General features: G+C 74.6%; 5 protein-coding genes. All 5 read left to right on the top strand.

The features are described 5' to 3' along the window. Positions 1-128 precede the first annotated feature (128 nt). Genes IE244_RS34230 through fabG form a run of 5 tightly spaced genes read left to right on the top strand, consistent with a single transcriptional unit; the run spans position 129 to position 21,910 of the window. Positions 129-8,819: a type I polyketide synthase gene (locus IE244_RS34230; protein WP_191877471.1), complete on the top strand. Its 8,691-nt coding sequence runs from the start codon at positions 129-131 to the stop codon at positions 8,817-8,819. Further along, positions 8,816-12,115, top strand: a complete 3,300-nt coding sequence (locus tag IE244_RS34225; protein WP_191877470.1) for a type I polyketide synthase — start codon at positions 8,816-8,818, stop codon at positions 12,113-12,115. Before IE244_RS34230 ends, IE244_RS34225 begins: the two co-directional genes overlap by 4 nt. Continuing rightward, positions 12,112-15,441 carry a non-ribosomal peptide synthetase gene (locus IE244_RS34220; protein ID WP_191877469.1) on the top strand — a complete coding sequence of 1,110 codons (3,330 nt, stop codon included), beginning with the start codon at positions 12,112-12,114 and terminating at the stop codon, positions 15,439-15,441. The genes IE244_RS34225 and IE244_RS34220 overlap by 4 nt, the downstream gene beginning before the upstream one ends. A gap of 5 nt (positions 15,442-15,446) precedes the next feature. Then, entirely contained in the window at positions 15,447-21,170 is a 5,724-nt protein-coding gene (locus tag IE244_RS34215) for a type I polyketide synthase (protein WP_229854563.1), read from the top strand. Further along, on the top strand, positions 21,167-21,910 hold the full coding sequence (fabG, locus tag IE244_RS34210; protein WP_191877468.1) for a 3-oxoacyl-ACP reductase FabG: 744 nt from the start codon (positions 21,167-21,169) through the stop codon (positions 21,908-21,910). Before IE244_RS34215 ends, fabG begins: the two co-directional genes overlap by 4 nt. The last annotated feature ends 22 nt before the right edge of the window (positions 21,911-21,932 follow it).

Raw genomic sequence — 21,932 nt, 5'->3', positions numbered from 1 at the left:
ATTCTCCCGGCCGCCCTACGGCCTCTTCGCTGAGCGCGGCACGCACGAAGCAAATCAGCAGGAAAGCGCGGCACGATCCGCGTCTTCGACATGAGTTCACGCACGTTCGATACTGAGAGGACGGTCGGATGCCGGGCCGGGACGCACGATCGCTTGTCGACCATTTCCGCACGGTCTTCGGCGAGCACTCGCAGGAGCAGATCTTCCGGTTCCTCGTGGACGGCGAGGGTGAGCCGCAGCCCCTGGGCAACGCCGAGCTGGACCTGCGGGCCCGCACGATCGCCGCGGTGCTGCAGGAGCGCTTCCCCGCCGGGGAGCGGGCCCTGATCATGTGCCCGGCCGGACTGGACTACGTCACCTCGTTCTTCGCCTGCCTGTACGCCGACGTCGTGGCCGTGCCGGTCTACCCGCCGGACCCGGCGTTCCCGATGCGCACGCTGCCGCGGCTGACCGCCATCGTCGAGGACGCCGAGCCCGCCGTGGTCCTGGCGCCCGCGGCGACGATCGCCCTCGTCGACCGCTTCGCCGAGCACGCCCCGGCGCTGCGGGACATCGTCTGGATCGCCGTCGACGACCTCGACACCGCTGCCGCCGGCAACTGGCGCGAGCCCGGCACCGGCCGCGACAGCCTCGCGTTCCTGCAGTACACCTCCGGCTCCACCAGCAGCCCCAAGGGCGTGATGGTCAGCCACGGCAACCTGATGCACAACATCTCGGAGATGAACCGGCAGTTCTTCGCCGGCGACCCGCACCAGCACATGGTGAGCTGGCTGCCGCCCTTCCACGACCTGGGCCTGATCATGGGCCTGCTCACCCCCGCCCACGGCGGTTACCCGGTGACCTTCATGTCGCCGTACTCGTTCCTGAAGCGGCCGCTGCGCTGGCTGCGCGCGATCTCCGACACCGGCGCCACCGCGAGCCCCGCCCCGAACTTCGCCTACGACCTCGCGGTGGCCAAGGTCAGCGAACAGGACCGGCAGGGCCTGGACCTGAGCACCTGGCGCGTCGCCCTCAACGGCGCGGAGCCGGTGCGCAGGCAGACCATGGAGCGTTTCTCCCGCACCTTCGCCGAGTGCGGCTTCAGGCCCGCCACCCACGCCCCCTCCTACGGTCTGGCCGAGGCCACCTTGGTGGTCTCCACCGGGGACCCGGCCGCCGAGCCCGTCCACCGCGACCTGCGTCCCGCAGCGCTCCTTACGGGTGCCGCCGAGGACGCGGCCCCCGGCGAAGCGGCGCGCAACCTGCCCAGCTGCGGCGTCTCCCTCAACGACCAGCGTGTGGTCATCGTGGACCCGCACACCCGCACCGCCCTGCCCGACGGCCGGGTCGGCGAGATATGGGTCTCGGGGCCGAGCGTCGCGCACGGCTACTGGCGCCGCCCCGAGGCCACCGAGGAGACCTTCCGGGCCCGCCTCGACACCGGGGAAGGAACGTTCCTTCGTACCGGTGACCTCGGGTTCGCCGACGGGGAGCAGCTCTACGTCACCGGCCGTATCAAGGACGTCGTCATCGTCGCCGGCCGCAACCACTACCCGCAGGACATCGAGCGCACCGTCGAGAGCGCCGCCCCGGGCCTGCGCCAGGGCTGCGGGGTGGCCGGCGCCCGCGAGATCGACGGCGAGGAACGGCTCATCGTCGTCCAGGAGTACCGCGGCAGCCGCTCGCCCGAGGACCGCGCCCACGTCATCGACGCGATACGCGCCGAGGTGGCCCGCGAGCACGGCCTGCAGGCGTACATCGTCGCCCTGGCCCGCACCGGGACGGTGCCGAAGACCTCCAGCGGCAAGCTCCAGCGCGCCGCCTGCATCAGCGCCGTCCTCGACGGCACCTTCGAACCGCTGGCGCTGTGGCGGGCGGACGCGGCGCAGGCCGGCCCGGCGCCGCAGCAGGCGCCCGGGGCGCGGCGCGTACCACAGGCCGTGGCGCAGCCTGACGCGCCGGACGCCGCCACGATCGAGCGGTGGCTGCGCGAGGCGCTGGCCGCCGCGACCGGGCGGCGCGTCGACACCATCGACCCGCAGCTGCCGTTCGCCGGGTACGGGCTGCGGTCGGTGGAGCTGGTCGCGCTGGTCGGCGACCTGGAGGGCCGCCTCGGCATCCCCCTCGCCCCCGGCATCGTCTGGGAGTACCCCACCGCCGCCAAGCTCGCCCGGCACCTGGCCCAGGCGTCCACCGGCCCCGAGGCGCCCACGGCCGCCGACGAGCCCGCCACCACCCTGACGGCCCCGGCGCCCGCAGCCGCCGCGGACGTGCCCGGCGCGGACGAGCCGATCGCCGTCATCGGCATCGGCTGCCGCTTCCCCGGCGGCGTCGACGGCCCCGACAGCTTCTGGCAGCTGCTGAGCGAAGGCCGCGACGCCGTCACCGAGGTGCCCGCCGAGCGGTGGAGCACCGAGGAGTTCACCGACGAGGACCCCGCGGCCGCGGGCCGCACCAACAGCCGCTGGGGCGGTTTCGTCGACGGCGTCGACCGCTTCGACTCGGGCTTCTTCGGCATCTCGCAGGCGGAAGCGGCCCGTATGGACCCCCAGCAGCGGCTGCTCGCCGAGGTCTGCTTCGAGGCCCTGGAGAACGCGGGCGTGCCCACCGGGTCGCTGTCCGGCTCGCAGACCGGTGTGTTCATCGGCATCTCCACCTTCGACTACGCCACCGGCCAGTTGGGCGACCTCGACGCCATCGACGCCTACACCGGCACCGGCAGCGCGCTGAGCATCGCCGCGAACCGCCTGTCCTACCTGCTGGACCTGCGCGGCCCGAGCATGGCCGTCGACTCCGCCTGCTCCTCCTCGCTGGTGGCGGTGCTGCAGGCGTGCGCGAGCCTGGAGCGGGGCGAGTGCGACCTGGCCGTCGCCGGCGGCGTCAACCTGGTGCTGTCCCCGGCCTTCGCCATCAACTTCAGCAAGGCCGGGGTGATGTCCGCCGACGGCCGCTGCAAGCCGTTCGACGCCCGCGCCGACGGCTACGTGCGCTCCGAGGGCGCCGGCGTGGTGATCCTCAAGCCGCTCAGCCGGGCCCTGGCCGACGGCGACCCCGTGCACGCCGTGATCCGCGGCGGTGCCGTGGGCCAGGACGGCGCGAGCAACGGGCTGATGGCGCCCAACCCGAAGGCCCAGGAGGCGGTGGTGCGCGCCGCCCACGCCAAGGCCGGGGTGCGCCCCGCCGACATCGGCTACGTGGAGGCCCACGGCACCGGCACCATCCTCGGCGACCCCATCGAGGCCAAGGCGCTCGGCGCGGTCCTCGGTGACGGCCGCGCCCCCGACCGGCCCTGCCTGATCGGGTCGGTCAAGTCCAACCTCGGTCACATGGAGGCCGCCGCGGGCATCGGCGGTCTGATCAAGGCCGCCCTCATGGTCCGCCACCGGATGGTGCCGCCGACCCTGCACTACCGCTCCCCCAACCCGCACATCCCCTTCGACGACCTGCCGCTGCGGGTCGCCGACACCCTCCAGCCGTGGCCCACCCCCACCCCGGCCCTCGTGGGCGTCAGCTCCTTCGGTTTCGGCGGCACCAACGCCCACCTGGTGGTGGCGGAGCCCCCGCCGGCCGCCGGCACCCCCACCGTGTCCGAGGGCGCCGTGCTGCTGACCGTCTCCGCCCGCGACGAGCAGGCGCTGCGCGATCTGGCCGCCCGCTACGAGGACAAGCTCACCGACACCACGCCCGTCGCCGCCTTCGCCTGCGCCGCCGCCGTGCGGCGCACCCACCACGAGCACCGGCTGGCCTGCGTCGGCGGCTCGGCCGCCGAACTGCGCGGTGCGCTCGCCGCGTTCGGCCGCGGCGAGGACGCCACCGGCCTCAGCTCGGGCGTGCGCCGGGCCGGCCGGCAGGCCAGGGCGGTGTTCGTCTTCTCCGGCCAGGGGCCGCGCTGGTGGCCGCTGGCCGCCGACCTGCTCATCGGTGACCTCGCCGGGGAGAAGGCCGTGCGCGCCGTCCTGGAGCGGGCCGACGCCCTGCTGCGCCGTCACACCGACTGGTCGCTGCTCGACCAGCTCACGGCCGATCCCGCCCGCTCCCGGCTGCTCGACACCGCCGTCGGCCAGCCCGCCCTGACCGCCGTCCAGATCGCGCTGGCCGGGCTGTGGCGCTCCTGGGGCATCGAACCCGCCGCCGTCGTCGGGCACAGCGTCGGCGAGATCGCCGCCGCCCACGTCGCGGGTGCGGTGTCCCTGGAGGACGCCCTGCTGATCGCGCTGCACCGCGGCACCGTCCTGCACGCCGCCACCGGCAAGGGCCGGATGGCCGTCGCGGGCGTGGGCCTGGACCAGGCCCACGCCCTGCTGGCCGAACGCGAGCCGAAAGCGGTGTGGGTCGCCGCCGCCAACAGCCCGCACTCCACCGTCTTCTCCGGCGAGGGCCCCGCCCTGGAGAAGTTCGCCAAGTCCCTGGCCGACGACGGCCTCTACTGCAAGATCCTGGAGTCCGTCGAGTTCGCCTCCCACTGCCCCCTGATGGAGCCCGTCGCCGCCGAACTGCGGCGCCAGCTGGCCCCCCTGCGGCCCCGCCCCACCGCCATCCCGATGATCTCCACCGGCACCGGCGAGCCGGTCCCCGGCGACCGCCTGGACGCCGCGTACTGGGCGTCCAACCTCACCCGGCCGGTGCTGTTCGACACCGCCGTCACCGCGCTCGCCGACACCGGGCACAACGCGTTCGTCGAGATCTCGCCGCACCCGATGCTCACCGACGCCGTCACCGAGCGCCTGTCGTCCTACGACGGCGCGGTCGCCGTCTCCTCGCTGCGCCGGGACCAGCCGGGGCGCGCCACCGTGCTCGCCGAACTCGGCCGTCTCTACAGCAGCGGCCACCCGATCGACTTCACCCGCGTCCACGGCCCCGCCGGCCCCATGGCCGACCTGCCCACCTACCCCTGGCAGCGCACCCGCAGCTGGCACGAGCAGCGGCCGGGACGCCGGGCCGCGCACCGGGGCCATCCGGTCCTGCGCGAGCGCACCGCGTCGGCGCTGCCGCCGCACGCCGTGCACTGGTCGGCGCCCGTCGGCCTCGCCGAGTTCCCCTACCTGGCCGATCACCAGGTGGGGGGCAGCCCCGTCCTGCCCGCCGCCCTGGTGCTGGACGCCGCACTGGCCGCGGCCCGCGCGCACCTGGGTGGCGGCGCCGCCCTGGACGGCGTCTCCTTCACCCGGCTCACCGTGGTGCCCGAGCAGGCCGACGACACCACGCTGCAGCTCGTCCTGCTGCCCGGCACCGCCGACACCGGCACGGTGCGGCTGTTCACCCGCGCCGGCGCCGACGCGCGGTGGAGCGAGGCCGCGCGGGCGGGCTTCGGCCGCGCCGCCTCGCACGCCACCGCCGAACCGCTCGGTGCCGTACGGGCGCGCTGCACCACCGCCGCCGCGGCCGAGGACCACTACGCCGCGCTGCGCCGCACCGGGCTGGCCTACGGGCCCGCGTTCCAGGGCATCGAGGAGCTGTGGCGGGGCCGGGCCGAGGCCGTCGCCCGGCTGCGCGAGCGGACCGCGCTGAGCGCCGACCGGGGCGAGCACCTGGTGCACCCGGCCGTGCTCGACAGCGCCCTGCAGGTCCTCAGCGCCGCTCTCGACGCGCAGGAGACGCCCTTGGAGGGCACGTACCTGCCGGTGGCCGTCGGCGGCTTCACCCTCTTCGCCGACCGCGGCGAGCCCCGCTGGGCGCACGCCGCCGTCACCGCGCCGCGGCCCGGCGCCGAGACGATCACCGGCGCGCGTGTCGTCCTGTACGACGAGGCGGGCGGCGCCGTCGGCGAGGTCAGCGGCATCACCCTGCGGCGCCTGGACCGCGCCGAGGCCGCCGACCCGCTCGGCGAGGCCCTGCTCGACATCGCCTGGCGCCCCGCCGCCGACTCCCCCGCCCCGCAGGGGCCGCCCGGCACCTGGCTGCTGTTCGCCGACACCGGCACCGCCGCCGCCGGCCTGGGCAGCGCCCTGCGCTCGCGCGGCGCCACCTGCCTGACCGTCACCGCCGGCCCCGCCTACCGCAAGGTCGACGCGGCGCACTACGAACTCGGCGCCGAGCGCGAGGACGTCGCCGCGCTGCTGGCCGACCTGGCCGCCGCGGGCGTCCGCCCGGACGGGATCGTCCACGCCTGGCCGCTGGACGCCGGCCTCGGCGAGGAGGACGGCGGCGCCCGGCAGCTGTCCGCCGCCCACGACGCCGTCTGCCTGCCGGTGCTCCACCTCGTGCAGGAACTCGCCCGCGCCGGGCAGGACCCCGCGCCCCGCCTGGTCCTGCTCACCCGCGGTGCCCAGCGCGTCGTGGACGGCGACGAACTGGCCGTCGCGCAGGCGCCGCTGTGGGGTCTGGCCCGGGTGATCGCACTGGAGCACACCGAGCTGCGGGCCACCGTCGTGGACCTGGACCCGGCCCGCCCGCCGGCCGAGGGTGCCCAGCTGCTCGCCGAGGTGCTGCGCCCCGGCGACGACGACCAGGTCGCCCTGCGTGCCGGTGCGCGGCTGACTCCCGCGCTGGAGCCCTGGACACCCGCCGGCCGCCCGGCCGAGGACCACCGCCCCGCCTGGCCCTTCGACGCCGCGCGTGACGGCAACCACCACCTGCTGGCCGCCCGCCCGGGCAGCCTGGCCAGCCTCCGCCCGACCTGGTGGCAGCGCACCGCGCCGGGTCCCGGCCAGGTCGAGATCGAGGTCAGCGCCGCGGGCCTGAACTTCAGCGACGTCCTCAAGGCCCTCGACTCCTACCCCGGCGCCGAAGGCGTCGTGCCGCTCGGCGCCGAGTGCGCCGGCCGGATCACCGCCGTGGGCGAGGGCGTCAGCGGGCACCGGGTCGGCGACCGGGTCATCGCCGCCGGGCCCGGCAGCATGGCGGCCTTCATCACCCTGGACGAGGACCTGGTGGCCCCGGCCCCGCCGTCCCTGGACGACGAGCAGGCCGCCGCCGTGCCCATCGCGTTCCTGACCGCCGTGCACGGCCTGGAACAGCTGGGCCGCCTGCGGGCGGGCGAGAGCGTGCTCATCCACTCCGCGACCGGCGGTGTCGGCCTCGCCGCGCTGCAGGTCGCCCGCCGCCGCGGCGCCCGGGTGTACGCCACCGCCGGCACCCCCGCCAAACGCGAGCTGCTGCGCGGCCTGGGGGTCGAGCACGTCATGGACTCCCGCACCCTCGACTTCGCCGACGAGATCATGGCGCTCACCGGCGGCCGCGGCGTCGACGTGGTCCTCAACTCCACCTCCGGCGAGACGCTGGTGCGTTCCCTGGGGCTGCTCGCGCCCGGCGGGCGCTTCGTGGAGATCGGCAAGCGCGACATCTACGACAACAGCCACATCGGCCTGGAGTTCTTCAAGGACAACCGCGCCTTCCTCGCCGTGGACCTGGAACGCACCATCCGCGAGGAACCCGGACGGATCGCCGAGCTGTTCGCCGACGTCGTCCAGGGCTTCGACCGCGGCGACTTCACCGCCCTGCCCGTCACCGTCCATTCCTTCGGTGACGCCCCCGCCGCGTTCACCGCGATGGCCAAGGCCCGCCACACCGGCAAGCTCGTGCTGGTGCCGGCCGCCGGCGAAGTCGTCACCACCGCGGCGGGCGCCGCTCCGGTACGCCCCTTCGGCACCTACCTGATCACCGGTGGTCTCGGCGCGCTCGGCCTGCAGACCGCCCGCTACCTCGCCGAACGCGGCGCCCGCCACCTGGTCCTGGTCGGCCGCGGCGCCCCCGGCGCGGACGCCGAAGACGTCCTCGCCGACCTGCGCACGCGGGCCCAGGTGCTGGTCGTCGCCGCCGACGTGTCCGCACCGGACGCCGTCCGGGAGCTGCTGGCCCGCATTGACGACAGCCTGCCGCCGCTGGCGGGGATCGTGCACGCCGCGGGCATCCTCGACGACGGCCTGCTCACCGGCCTCGACGCGGACAGGTTCCGCAGCGTCGCGGGCCCCAAGTCGGCCGCGGCCTGGCACCTGCACCAGGCCACCCTCGAACGCGAGCTGGACTTCTTCGTCCTGTACTCCTCGGCCGCCGCCGTCCTCGGCTCGGCCAGCCAGGGCAACTACGCCGCCGCGAGCGCCTTCCTCGACACCCTGGCCCACCACCGGCGCTCGCGCGGCCTGCCCGCGCTGAGCATCAACTGGGGGCCCTGGTCGCACATCGGTCTCGCCGCCCGCCCGGGCCGCGGCAACACCCTGGCCGCCCGCGGCATCCGGAGCATCAGCCCCGAGCAGGGCATCGCCGCCCTCGACCGGGTCCTGAGCGGGGGCGCCACCCAGGTGTGCGTGCTGCCGGTGGACCGCGGCACGCTCCGCGACCACCCCGGCCACGGCCTGCTGCGCACCCTCCTCGACGAGCCCGGCGAGGACACCGGGAGCGGGGCGGGGGCACGCCAGGAGGTACGCCGGCTGATGCTCGCGGTCGAACCCGGCCGCCGCCGCAGGGCCGTGCTGAGCGAGCACTGCCGGGCGGCCGCCGCCGGCCTGCTGGGCACGGACCCCGCCAGGATCGACACCAGCGCCCCCCTCAGCAGCATGGGCTTCGACTCGCTGCTCTCCCTGGAGCTGCGCAAGTCCCTGGAGTCCTCGCTGCACATCCAGCTGCCCTCCACCGTCACCTGGCGCTTCCCGACCGTCGACGCCCTGGTGCCGTACCTGGCCGACCGCATGGAGATCGAGCTGGAGCCCGGCCAGGCGGCGGACGGCGACCGGGCCGAGACACCCGCAGCGCCGGCCGTGAGGGTGGCGGCGCCGGCTCCCCGCGACGGTGCGGGCCCGCCCGCCGCGGACGGCCCGCCGGACCTCGACGCGATGTCCGCCGCGCAACTCGAGGCACTCCTGATGGCCAAGACCACACAGATCGACGAGGGGGACCAGCGATGACACCGGGACAGGATCTGGTAGCGGCCGACACGCTCAAGCGCGCCTACCTGACGATGGACCGCCTCCAGCGCCAGGTCGAGGAGTACGAGCGGGCCCGCAGCGAACCCATCGCCATCGTGGGCGCCGGCTGTCGCCTGCCCGGCGGCGTCACCGACACCGCCTCCTACTGGCGGCTGCTGGCCGAGGGCACCGACGCCGTGGGCGACATCCCCCGCGGACGGTGGGACCACGAGGCGTTCTACGACGAGGAGGCCGGCAAGCCGGGGAAGATCTACACCCGCTCCGGCGCGTTCCTCGACGACCTGGACCTGTTCGACCACGACTTCTTCGGGATCTCCCAGCGCGAGGCCGTGGCGATGGACCCGGCCCAGCGGCTGAGCCTGACGGTGTGCTGGGAGGCGCTGGAGAACGCCGGCCAGGCCCCCTCGGGCCTGGCGGGCAGCCGCACCGGTGTGTTCATGGGCGCCGCCTCCTGGGACTACATCACCGCGCAGCTGCGCCACCCCGACGACGTCAGCGCCTACACCAGTTCCGGCGCCGCCCAGTCCTTCATCCCGGCCCGCATCGCCTACCTCCTCGATCTGCGCGGCCCCAACCTCACCGTCGACAGCGCCTGCTCCGCCTCGCTGCTGGCCGTCCACCAGGCGTGCCAGAGCCTGCGCCTGGGAGAGTGCGACATGGCCCTGGCCGGCGGCGTCAACGTGGTGCTGTCGCCGCTGCTGATGATCTCCCAGTCGCAGTTCGGCTCGGTCTCCCGGCAGGGCCGCGCCATGACGTTCTCCGACAGCGCCGACGGCTACGTGCGCGGCGAGGGCTGCGGCGTCGTCGTCCTCAAGCGGCTCTCCGACGCCCTGCGCGACCAGGACCGCGTCCTGGCCGTCGTACGCGGCGGCGCGGTCAACCAGGACGGCCGCAGCGCCGGCATCACCGCGCCCAACGGCGCGGCCCAGCGCGATGTGTTCCGCCGCGCCCTGGCCGCCGCCGGGGTGGAGGCCGACCAGGTCGGCTACATCGAGACGCACGGCACCGGCACCCGCCTGGGCGACCCCATCGAGGCCGAGGCCCTGGCCGACGTCTACGGCCGCGACCACGGCTCGCCGGTCTACCTCGGCGCCGTCAAGACCAACATCGGTCACCTGGAGGCGGCCGCCGGCATCGCCGGTCTGATCAAGGCCGCGCTGTGCCTGGAGCGCGCCCAGATCCCGCCGAACCTGCACTTCTCCCGGCTGAACTCCAACATCTCCTTCGACGGCACCACCTTCCAGGTGCCCACCCGCCTCACCCCGTGGCCGCAGGGCGCCGGCCGCCGCACGGCGGCGGTGAGCAGCTTCGGGCTGAGCGGCACCAACGTCCACCTGATCGTGGAGCAGGCCCCCGCCCTGCCCGCGCCGCCCGCCCCGGACGAGCGCAGGCCCGCCTCCGTCCTGGCGCTGTCCGCCCGCAGCGAGAGCGCCCTGGCCGCCCTCGCCGGCCGCTACGCCGAGCGGCTGGCCGGCGACGACGACGCCTCGCTGGCGGACCTGTGCCACGCTGCGGGCACCGGGCGTTCCCACTTCCGCCACCGGCTGGCCGCCATCGGCGCCACCCGCCAGGAGGTCGCCGCCCAGCTCGCCTCCTTCGCCCGCGGCGAGGACGGTCCCGGCCCGGTCCAGGGTGAGGCCGACAGCGCCGAGGTCGTCTTCCTGTTCACCGGCCAGGGCGCCCAGCGCCCCGGCATGGCCCGCGGCCTGTACGACACGCAGCCCACCTTCCGGCGCGCCGTCGACGCGTGCGCCGAGATCCTGCGCCCGCTGCTCAAGCGGCCGCTGCTGTCCGTGCTGTTCCCCGACGACCCCGACGACGCACAGGTCAACGACACCGCCTACGCCCAGCCCGCCACCTTCGTCGTCGAGTACGCCATGGCCCAGCTGTGGCAGTCGTGGGGCATCACGCCCGCGGCCGTCCTCGGCCACAGCTTCGGCGAGTGCGTCGCGGCCTGTGTGGCGGGCGCGATGTCGCTGGAGGACGGCCTGGCCTTCGCGGTGGAACGCGCCCGCATCATCCAGGAGTTCTCGCTGCCCGGGAGCATGGCCGCGGTCTTCGCCTCCGAGGAGGAGGTCGCCGCCGAGATCGCCGCGCACCCCGGCCGGATCGCCGTCGCCGCGGTCAACGGCCCGGCGAACATCGCGATCTCCGGTGAGCGTGACGCGGTCGAGGCCGTGTGCGCCGCGTTCAGCGCCCGCGGTGTGAAGGCCAAGCAGCTGCACATCGCCTCCGCCGGACACTCCCCCCTGATGGACCCCGTCCTGGAGCCGCTGCGCCGCGCCGCGCACAAGCTGACCTTCCGTGCCCCGCGCATCCCCCTGGTCTCCAACGTCACCGGTGAGCTGTGGCCGTGGGACCAGGCGCCGGACGCGGACTACTGGTGCCGGCACGTGCGTGGCACCGTGCGGTTCGCCGACGGCGTGCAGACCCTGCGCTCCATGGGCTACCGCACCTTCGTCGAGGTCGGCCCCGCCCCCACCCTGCTGGGGGTGATCAGCGACAGCCTGCCCCCCGGCCACGACGACCTGCTGCTGCCCAGCCTGCGGCCCAAGCAGGACGACTGGGAGGTGCTGCTGCCCACGGTCGCCGAGCTGTACGCGGCCGGCGCGCCGGTCGACTGGGCCGGCTTCGACCGTGACTACACCCGTGTCGGCGCGCAGGTGCCCACCTACCCCTTCGACCCGGTGCGCTGCTGGCAGCCCCCGCGTCCCTGGGACGGCACCGCCCCGGCCGTCACCGACGACGCAGACGCCGGTGCCGGCGCAGCGGCGGGCTCGCGCACCCGGCCGGCCCGCTCCGCCCGCCGCACCTCCCGCACCCGGCGCCGTGCCAGCCGCATCCCCACCGCCGCCGAGCTGCTGGAGCTGGGCGAGTCCGAGCGCCTGGACACCCTGTGCACCCGGTTCGTGCTCAGCGTGCAGGACGTCCTCGGCTCCGCCTCCACCCGCATCGGCGTGGACGAGCCGCTGACCGGCTTCGGGCTGGACTCCCTCATGGCCGTGGAGTTGCGCAACGAGATCCAGAGCCGGCTCGGCCTGACCCTGCAGATCACCGACTTCCTGGGCGGCGCGACCATCGCCAGCGTCGCCAGGAGCATCGTCAAGAAGCTGGCCGCGACCGGCGGACCCTCCTTGACGGGCACCGTGCACGACGGCTCCGGGGCTCCCGCTGCGATCCAGCGGATGCCCCGGGCCGCCGATGCCGCCAAGGCCCTGCTGGACGAACTGACCCGTTCCGCCGCATCCGTGCCCACAGCGGAGGAAGGCTCGTGACCGACGACCTCGCCCAGCGGCTGGCCGCGCTCACGCCCGAAGAGCGCGCCCGTTTCGAGGCCCTGCTCGCCGAGCGCCCGGCCGAGGACACCTTCCCGCTGGCCGTCCTGCAGCGCGGCACCTGGTTCCTCGAACAGCTGCGGCCCCGCAACCCCGGCTACATCGTGCCCGGCGCGGTCCGCGTCGAAGGGCCCCTCGACGCCGGTCTGCTGCGTGCCGCCGTCGCCGAGATCGTCCGCCGCCACGAGGCGCTGCGCACCACGTTCCGGTCGCGTGCGGGCGCCCCCGTCCAGGTCGTCCACCACCAGGTGGCCGTCGACGTCCCCGAGACCGATCTCAGCGGCCCGCGCCACACCGACGCCGAGCGGCAGAAGTGGATCGACGAGGCCCTGGCCGAACCCTTCGACATCGACACCGGCCCGCTGCTGCGGGTCCGGCTGCTGCGCACCGGCCGCGACCGGTCCGTGCTCGTGGTCGCGATGCACCACCTCGTCTCCGACCGCTGGTCCCTCGCGGTCTTCCTGAACGAACTGTCCGAGCTGTACGAGGCCTTCGCCGCCGGCCGGCCCTCACCGCTGCCCGAACTGGCCGTCCAGTACGGTGACTTCGCCGCCTGGCAGCACCGGCAGCTCGATGACGGCGGCTGGCGGCAGGGCCTGGCGTACTGGCGCGAGCACCTCGCCGGCGCCCCCGCCGTCCTGGACCTGCCCACCGACCGGCCCCGTCCGCCCGTGCAGGGCTTCAACGGCGGCTCCGTCCCCGTCGACCTGCCGCCCGCCCTGGTCGGGGAGCTGGCGGCGCTGGCCGGCCGGCACGGCGCCACCGCGTACATGGCGCTGCTCGCCGTCTTCCAGATCCTGCTGCACCGCTACAGCGGGCAGGACGACATCGTCGTCGGCGTGCCCACCGCGCTGCGCGGGCACGCCGAGGTCGAGCCGCTCATCGGTTACTTCGTCAACACCCTGCCCATCAGGGCCGACCTGTCCGGCGATCCGGGGTTCGAGGCGGTCCTGGCCCGTGTCCGCGACGCCTGCCTGGGCGCGTACGCCCATCAGGACGTTCCCTTCGAGCTGATCGTCGCCGACCTCAACACCGCCCGTGACCTCAGCCGTCCTCCGGTGTACCAGGTCAGTTTCAGCTACGGCAGGGAACCGGTGCCCACCCTGGCCATGGCCGGTGCCCGGCTGACCCGGCTCCCGGTCCGCAGTGTCGGCGCCCGCTTCGATCTGGAACTGCAGGCGTTCGACACCGACGGCGGGGTGACCGGCTGGTTCGAGTACGACCGTGACCTGTTCGACGAGGCCACCATCGTCCGCCTGGCCGGTCACTTCCGCCGCCTGGTCGAGCAGGTCGTGGCGCGCCCCCAGGCGCCCGTGGGCGACCTGGACCTCCTGGACGCGGCGGAGCGCCACCGCATCGTCGAGGAGTGGAACGCCACCGAACGGCAGTGGTCCGGCGGCCTGGTGCACGAGATCATCGAGGAGCAGGTGCGCCGTACCCCGGGCGGGGAGGCCGTCCGCTACGACGGCGCGTGCCTGACGTACGCCGAGCTGAACGAGCGGGCCAACCGCCTGGCCCATCTGCTGCGTGCCCGCGGGGTGGGCCGGGACGGCCTGGTCGGTGTCGCCATGGAGCGCTCGCTCGATCTCGTCGTCGCCCTCGTGGCCGTCCTCAAGGCCGGCGGGGCGTACGTCCCCTTCGACACCGCTCTGCCGCCCGCCCGGCTGGCCGCCATGGCCGAGGACGCCCGGCCGGCCGTGGTGCTCACCCATGGTGCGCAGGCCGGCGCGCTGCCCGAACTGGCCTGCCCCGTCCTGCGGCTGGAGGACCTGGCCGCGGAGCTGGCCGGGCAGTGTGCGACGGATCCGGGTGTCGCCGTGGACGGCGAGGATCTGGCGTACGTCATCTTCACCTCCGGCTCGACGGGCCGGCCCAAGGGCGTGATGAACGTCCACGCGGCCCTGCGCAACCGGTTGTTGTGGATGCAGGACGCCTACCCTCTGGATGCCACCGACCGGGTGCTGCAGAAGACCCCGTTCTCCTTCGACGTGTCGGTGTGGGAGTTCTTCTGGCCGCTGATGTGCGGCGCCACGCTGGTCATGGCGCGGCCCGGCGGGCACCGCGACAGCGCCTACCTGGCCGCTGCGATCGCCGCCGAGCAGATCACCACGGTCCACTTCGTGCCGTCGATGCTGCAGCTGTTCCTGGCCGAGCCGGCCGAGCAGTCGGCCGGTCTGCGCCGCGTCTTCTGCAGCGGCGAGGAACTGCCCCGCGACCTGCACGACCGTTTCCTGGACCTGCACCGGGCCGAGCTGCACAACCTGTACGGGCCCACCGAGGCCGCCATCGACGTCACCTTCTGGCACTGCCGCCCGCAGGGCGACGATCCGCGGCCGGTGCCCATCGGCCGGCCCATCGCCAACACCCGTATGTACGTCCTGGACCGCAACGGCCGTCCCGTCCCGGCGGGTGTCCCCGGTGAACTGTGCATCGGCGGGCGGGGTCTGGCCCGCGGCTACCTGAACCGCCCGGAGCTGACCGCCGAACGCTTCACGGACGACCCGTTCGTCGCCGGGGCCCGTATCTACCGCACCGGTGACCTCGCCCGGTACCGCGCCGACGGGGCGCTGGAGTTCCTCGGCCGCCTGGACCACCAGGTCAAGCTCCGCGGCCAGCGCCTCGAACTCGGGGAGATCGAGGCCGTGCTGAGCCGGCACCCGGCGGTGCGGGAAGCGGTCGTCGTCGCCCGCGAGCACTCCCTTGGTGACGTCCGCCTGGCCGCCTACGTCACCGCCGGCGACGGTGGCGCGCCCACGGCCGGGCAGCTGGCCGCGCGGCTGCGCGAGCACCTGCCCGAGTACATGGTCCCGGCCTCCTTCACGGTGCTCGACGCCCTGCCGCTGACCCCCAGCGGCAAGACCGACCGCAAGGCGCTGCCCGAGCCGCGGTACGACCGCCCGGACCTGACGGCCCGGTTCGTCGCCCCCCAGGACGGCCTGGAGCAGGAGCTCGCCCTCATGTGGCGCGGCCTGCTGGGCGTCGAGCGCGTCGGGCTGCGTGACAACTTCTTCGACCTGGGCGGCCATTCGCTGCTGATGGCCGAGTTCCGGACCCGGCTGGCCGCCGCGCTCGGCCACGACCTGAGCATGGTCGAGCTTTTCCAGCACCCCACGATCGAGTCCCTCGCCGCCTTCCTCGGCGGCTCGGACAGCGGGCCCGGGGCCGCCGCGCACGGCGCCCGGCAGCGCGCACAGAACCGACGTCAGTCCCGTAACCGGCGGCAACAGGCGGCCGAACGCCGGGCTTCCTCTCGCGGAGACAGGTGATCCACGTGTCACAGCCACACCACGACCAGGTCCGGGCCCAGGTGCCGGAACAGGACCAGGACCTCGATCGCGTCGCCATCATCGGTATGGCGGGCCGCTTCCCCGGCGCGGGCGATGTGGACAGCTTCTGGACCAACCTCGCGCAGGGACGCGAGTCCGTCACCGTCTCGTCCGACGAGGAGCTCGCCGCCTGCGGCGTCGACCCCGCGCTGATCGCCCGGGACGACTACGTCGGGGCCAAGGGCGTGCTGGAGGGCGCGGACCTGTTCGACGAGGGCTTCTTCGGCTACAGCCCGCGCGAGGCCGAGCTGCTGGACCCCCAGCACCGGGTCTTCCTCGAATGCGCCTGGCACGCCCTGGAGTCCGCCGGGATCGACCCGACGCGCTTCAGCGGCCGCATCGGTGTCTTCGCGGGCGCGGGCCTGAACACGTATCTGCTGTTCAACCTCATGAACAACCAGCAGGTCCTGGACTCCTCGGGCATGTACCAGGTGATGCTCGCCTCCGACAAGGACTTCCTGGCCACGCGCGCCGCGTACAAGCTGGACCTGACGGGTCCGGCGGTCACCGTCCAGACGGCCTGCTCCACGTCGCTGAGCGCGGTGCACCTGGCCTGCCAGAGCCTGATCAACGGCGAGTGCGACATCGCGCTGGCCGGCGGTGTGTCGGTGAGCTCGCCGCTGCGCGGCGGCTACCAGTACGAGCCGGGCGGCATCCTGTCCCCGCAGGGCACCTGCCGTGCCTTCGACGCCGACGCGCAGGGCACCGTGCCCGGCAACGGCGTCGGCCTCGTGGTCCTGCGCCGCCTCGCCGACGCGCGGGCCGACGGCGACAGCGTCGACGCGGTCGTCCTGGCCAGTGCGGTCAACAACGACGGTTCCCTGAAGGCCGGTTACACCGCGCCGAGTGTCGACGGGCAGGCCGACGTCGTCGCCGAGGCGCTGGCCCTGGCCGACGTCGACCCGGCCAGTGTCGGCTTCGTGGAGACCCACGGCACCGGCACCCCGCTGGGGGATCCCATCGAGATCGCCGCGCTCACCCGCGCCTACCGTGCGGGCACCGACGCCCGGGGCACGTGCGCGATCGGCTCGGTCAAGAGCAACGTCGGTCACCTCGACGCCGCCGCCGGTGTCACCGGCCTGATCAAGGCGGCCCTCGCCCTCAAGCACGAGGCGATCCCGCCCACCCTGCACTGGGAGCGGCCCAACCCCGGCCTGCAGTTGGAGACCAGCCCGTTCTACGTGAACACCGAACTGCGCGCCTGGCCGCGCCAGGGCGAGCCGCGCCGGGCCGGCGTCAGCTCCTTCGGGATCGGCGGCACGAACGTCCACGTCATCCTGGAGGAGGCGCCCGCCGAGCAGCCGAAGGAGCCCGCCGGCCCCCGGGCCGGGGCCCCGGCCCGTCTGCTGCCGCTGTCCGCGAAGTCCGCGCCCGCGCTGGCCGAGGCGGCCGCGCTCTTGGCCGACCGTCTGGAAGCCGACGACGGCGTCTGCCTGGACGCCGTCGCCCACACGCTGGCCCAGCGCCGTGCCCCCTTCGACCACCGCGGCACGGTCGTCGCCCGCACCACGGGCGAGGCCGTCGCCGCGCTGCGCCGCCTCGCGCAGGGCCCGGCCCCGGCCCCGGCCGCCGCGACCGGCGACGCCCCGGTCGCGTTCCTCTTCCCCGGGCAGGGCGCCCAGTATCCCGGCATGGCCCGCGGCCTGTACGCCCAAGGGGGTGTCTTCGCCGCCGAGTTCGACCGCTGCGCGCGGCTGTTCGACGCGTATGTGGCAGATGACCTGCGCGCCCTGGTGCTCGGTGCGGACGAGCCGGCGGCCGCCGACCGGCTGCGGCAGACCCGGCTCGCCCAACCGGCGCTGTTCTGCGTGGAGTTCGCCCTGGCCCGGCTGTGGCAGTCGTGGGGTGTGCAGCCGCGCGCCATGGTCGGCCACAGCATCGGCGAGTACGTGGCCGCCTGCCTGGCGGGGGTGTTCTGCCTTGAGGACGCGGTACGTCTGGTCGCCGCACGCGGCCGGCTGGTCCAGCAGATGCCGCACGGCGCCATGCTCAGCGTCTTCCTCTCCGAGGAGGAGGTCGCCGCCCGGCTCGGCGACGGCCTCACGCTGGCCGCCGTCAACTCCACGGCGCTGAGCGTGGTCTCCGGCTCCCCGCAGGCCGTCGACGCCCTCCAGCAGCGGCTCACGGATGAGGGCGTGGGCTGCCGCCGTCTGCACACCTCGCACGCCTTCCACTCGCCCGACATGGACGGGGCCGTCGGCCCGTTCGTCGACGAGGTCCGCGCCATCACGCTGCGGCCCCCCGCGATCCCGTTCCTGTCGAACGTCACCGGCACCTGGATCACCGCCGAGCAGGCGACCAGCCCCGAGTACTGGGGCGCGCATCTGCGCCGGCCGGTGCGGTTCAGCGACGCCCTCGACGTGCTGCTCGCCGACCCCGGGCTCGTCCTGCTGGAGGTGGGCCCCGGCCAGAACCTGGCCAACTTCGCCCGCGCCCACGCCCGGTGGACGGCGCACCGCAGGGCCGTCGGTTCCCTGCGCCACCCCGGCGAGGACGTCGCGGACGACGCCCACCTGCTGGCGGGCCTCGGGGCGGCGTGGAGCGCCGGTGTCGCCGTCGACTGGACGGCGCTCCAGGGCCCGGGCCGGCACCGCCCGGTGCGGCTGCCCGGCTACCCGTTCCAGCGGCGCCGCTACTGGGTCGAGCCCGGCGAACGGCCGAGTGCCTCGCAGCCCGCCGTCGCCCCCGCGGACGGCTGGTTCTACACCCCCGGCTGGCAGCGGCTCGCCCTGCCCGCCGCGGCCGCGGCCGCGGGTACCGGGGACACCTGGGTCGTCCTGGGTGCCGGGCTGCCCCTCGCGGACACCCTCGCCGCGCGGCTGGCGGCGGGCGGCGACCGCGTCGTGCGGGTCGGCGCGGGCACCGCCCTGGAGCACAGCGGTGAGGACTCCTGGAGCCTGGATCCCGCCGACCGGGACCATCTGTGCGCGCTCGTCCGGTCCCTGGCCGTGCCCCCCGCCGCGGCCGGGGACGGGCGGCGCGTCCGCTTCGTGCACCTGTGGAGCACCACCGGGGGCAGCGCGGACGGCACGCCCGCCCGGGAGCGGCTGGAGGCCGCGCGCCGCACCGGCTTCGACAGCCTGATCGCCCTCGCCCAGGCGCTGGGCGCGCAGCGGCTGCCCGCCCCGGTCACCGTCGACGTGCTGTGCCGCGGCGTGTACGACGTCACCGGCGAGGAGCCGCTGCTGCCCGAGCAGGCGCTGCTGCTGGGCGCGGCCACGGTGATCCCGCAGGAGACCTCCGAGACCGCCTGCCGGGTCCTGGACGTGACGGGCACGGACATGAACGTCCCGGCCGAGGACGCGGTCCGCGCCGTGCTCGCTGCGCTCGCCGCCGACACCGGGGCCGAGCTCGCCCTGCGCGGGCGGCACTGGTGGGTGCGCGGCTTCGACCGGGTGGCGGGGGCCGATCCGGCCGCCGGCGGGCAGCGCACCGGGCTGCGCGATGACGGCGTCTACCTCATCACCGGTGGTCTCGGCGGCATCGGTCTCGCGCTCGCCGAGCAGATCGCGGCCACGGCCGAGCGGCCGGTCCTGGGTCTGCTGGGCCGCTCACGTTTCCCGGCGCCCGCCGAGTGGGACGCCCACCTCGCCGCCCACGACGGCACCGACGCCACCAGCGTGCGGATCCGGCGGCTGCGGCGGCTGGCCTCGCTCGGCGCCCGCGTCGTGGTGCTGCAGGCCGATGTCACCGACGAGGAGCAGATGCGGCGCGCCGTGGGCGAGTTGCGGGCGGCGGGCGGGGGGCTCAACGGTGTCGTGCACGCCGCCGGAGTGCCCTCCCAGGGCATGATCGTCACCAAGTCCCCGGCCGACGCCGGTCAGGTCCTCGCCGCCAAGACGCACGGGCTGCTCGTCCTGGACGCGGTCTGCGGCGCGGACGACGTGGACTTCATGCTGCTGTGCTCGTCGGTGACCGCCGTCCTGGGCGGTCCCGGGCAGAGCGACTACGCCGCCGCCAACGCCTTCCTGGACGCGTGGGCGCAGTACAAGCGCCGCGAGAGCGGGCTGCCGGTCACCGCCGTGGGCTGGGACACCTGGCGCGACGTCGGTATGGCGGCCGGGCTCGACTCCCGCTTCGGCCTCGATGCCGGCACCCCGCTCACCGGGCACCCGCTGCTGCGGCGTCTGGTGCGCTCCACGCCCACGTCCCGTACGTACGCGACGGTGTTCAGTACCGAGGAGAGCTGGATCGTCGCCGATCACCGCATCCAGGAGCACGGCCTCGTGCCGGGCACCGCCTATCTCGAACTGGTGCGGGCCGCCGTCGCCGAGCAGGCCGCCGGGCGGGACATCGAGATCGGTGACGTGCAGTACATGATCCCGGTCGTCGTTCCCGACGGGCAAAGCCGCGAGGTGTTCACCACCATCGAGGAGCGCGAGGGCCGGTGGCACTTCGCCGTGCAGAGCCGGGCCGGCACGGGCGGGGCGGTGACCTGGACCGACCATGCGCGCGGCACCGTCGACTTCCACGATCCCGCGCCCCGCACGGTGCGGGATCTGGCCGAGCTGCGCGCCCGCTGCGCGGTGACGGAGGTCCTCGACACGGACGAGTCGATCAAGCTCGGGCTGCGTCTGGACCGGTTCGAGAAGGGCGGCCCGATCGAGTTCTCCTTCGGGCCGCGCTGGAAGTGCATGCGGGAGATCCTGGTCGGTCCTGAGCGGGTGATGGCGACGCTGCGGCTCGACGAGGAGTTCCACGGCGACCTGGAGCACTACCTGCTGCACCCGGCGCTGCTCGACGCGGCCGGCGGCACCGCCCGGGTCCACGCGCCCGACACGTACTACCTGCCCTTCAGCTACCGCAGTCTGCGTGTCTTCGCCGGCCTGACCGGCACCGTGCACGTGTATGTCGAGGTGAAGGGGGCCGCGGACTCCGCGGGCGAGACCAGTACCTGCGACATCGAGATCCTCGACCCGGAGGGCCGGCTGCTGGCCCGGATCGGTGACTTCACCATCAAGCGGATCAACGACCTGGAGGGCCTGCGCGAGCAGATCGTGCGTGCCGCCCAGGCGCCCGCGCAGGACGCGGCGGGCGCCGGGCAGGAGCGTCCCGGCGGGGTGCTGCGCACCCTGGCCGAGGGCATCACCGAGCAGCAGGGCCGGGACGTCTTCGCCCGGCTGCTCGCCGCCCCCGCCCTGCCCGGTCATCTCGTGGTCTCGCACCGGGACTTCACGGCGGTGCGCGAGCTGGCCCGCTCGCTGACGCCCGCGCTGCTGGAGCGGGAGATGCGCCAGCTCGCGCCGCCGGCCGGCAGTCATCCCCGCCCGGAGCTGGACACGCCCTACCTCGCGCCGCGCGGGGAGCGCGAGCGGGAGGTCGCCGAGGTCTGGCAGGAGATCCTGGGTCTGGACCGGGTCGGTGCCCAGGACGACTTCTTCGCGCTGGGCGGCCACTCGCTGGCCGCGGTGCAGATCGGCACCCGTCTGAAGAACCGCCTGGGCGTGGAGCTCGACCTGCGGGCCTTCTTCGAACGGCCCACCGTCGCGCACACCGCGCAGCTGCTGGAGGCGGGCCCGGGCGCGGCGGATGCGGAGAACACCATCGAGGTGCTCAGCCGTGACGCACCGCAGCCGGACCCGGACGCGCTCGCGGACCTGTCCGACGACGAGGTGGAGGCGGAACTGCGCCGTCTGCTCGCGGCGCAGGACCAGGAGGGCGTGGCATGAGCGGGCTCACACCGGTGGCGCTGGTGGCGGGCGGCTCACGCGGGATCGGCCGCGCGGTGGCGCTGCGCCTGGCACGGGACGGCTTCGACGTGGCGGTGTGCTACGCCTCGAACGCGGCCGCCGCGCAGGGCCTGGAGAAGGAGATCGGTGCGCTGGGCCGGCGCGCGTACGTGCGCCAGAGCGATGTCGGCGACAGCGCCGCGGTCCAGGAACTCGTCGACGGCGTCGAGGACACCCTCGGGCCCGTCGCGGCGGTGGTCACCTCGGCCGCCGTGCTGCGCGACGGTCCGCTGGCGGCGATGGAGGACGAGGACTGGGCCGAGGTCCAGCGGGTCAACCTCGACGGCACGTACTACGTGTGCCGGACCGTCATCAACGGCATGATCGAGCGCAGGAGCGGGGCGATCGTGACGATGTCCTCCATCGCCGGTCTGTACGGCAACGCGGGGCAGACCAACTACGCCGCGTCCAAGGCCGGGATCGTCGGGTTCACCAAGTCCCTGGCCCGTGAGGTCGGCCGGTACGGGATCCGGGCGAACGTCGTCGTGCCCGGTTTCGTCGCCACCGATCCGGTCATGGACCTGCCGGCCGAGGTGCGTGAGCGGTTCACGCAGCGCATCCCGCTGGGGCGGTTCGGCGAGCCGGAGGAGGTCGCCGACCTGGTCTCGTTCCTGCTCTCGGACAGGGCGGCGTACATCACCGGCACGACTTTCCAGATCGACGGCGGTGTGGCCGTCTGACGGGACGGACACCACGGCACCC

This window comes from Streptomyces filipinensis (assembly GCF_014649495.1).
Taxonomy (GTDB): Bacteria; Actinomycetota; Actinomycetes; order Streptomycetales; family Streptomycetaceae; genus Streptomyces; species Streptomyces filipinensis.
Note: the sequence above shows the minus strand (reverse complement) of the source record. Positions and strands in the feature narration are given on the sequence as shown.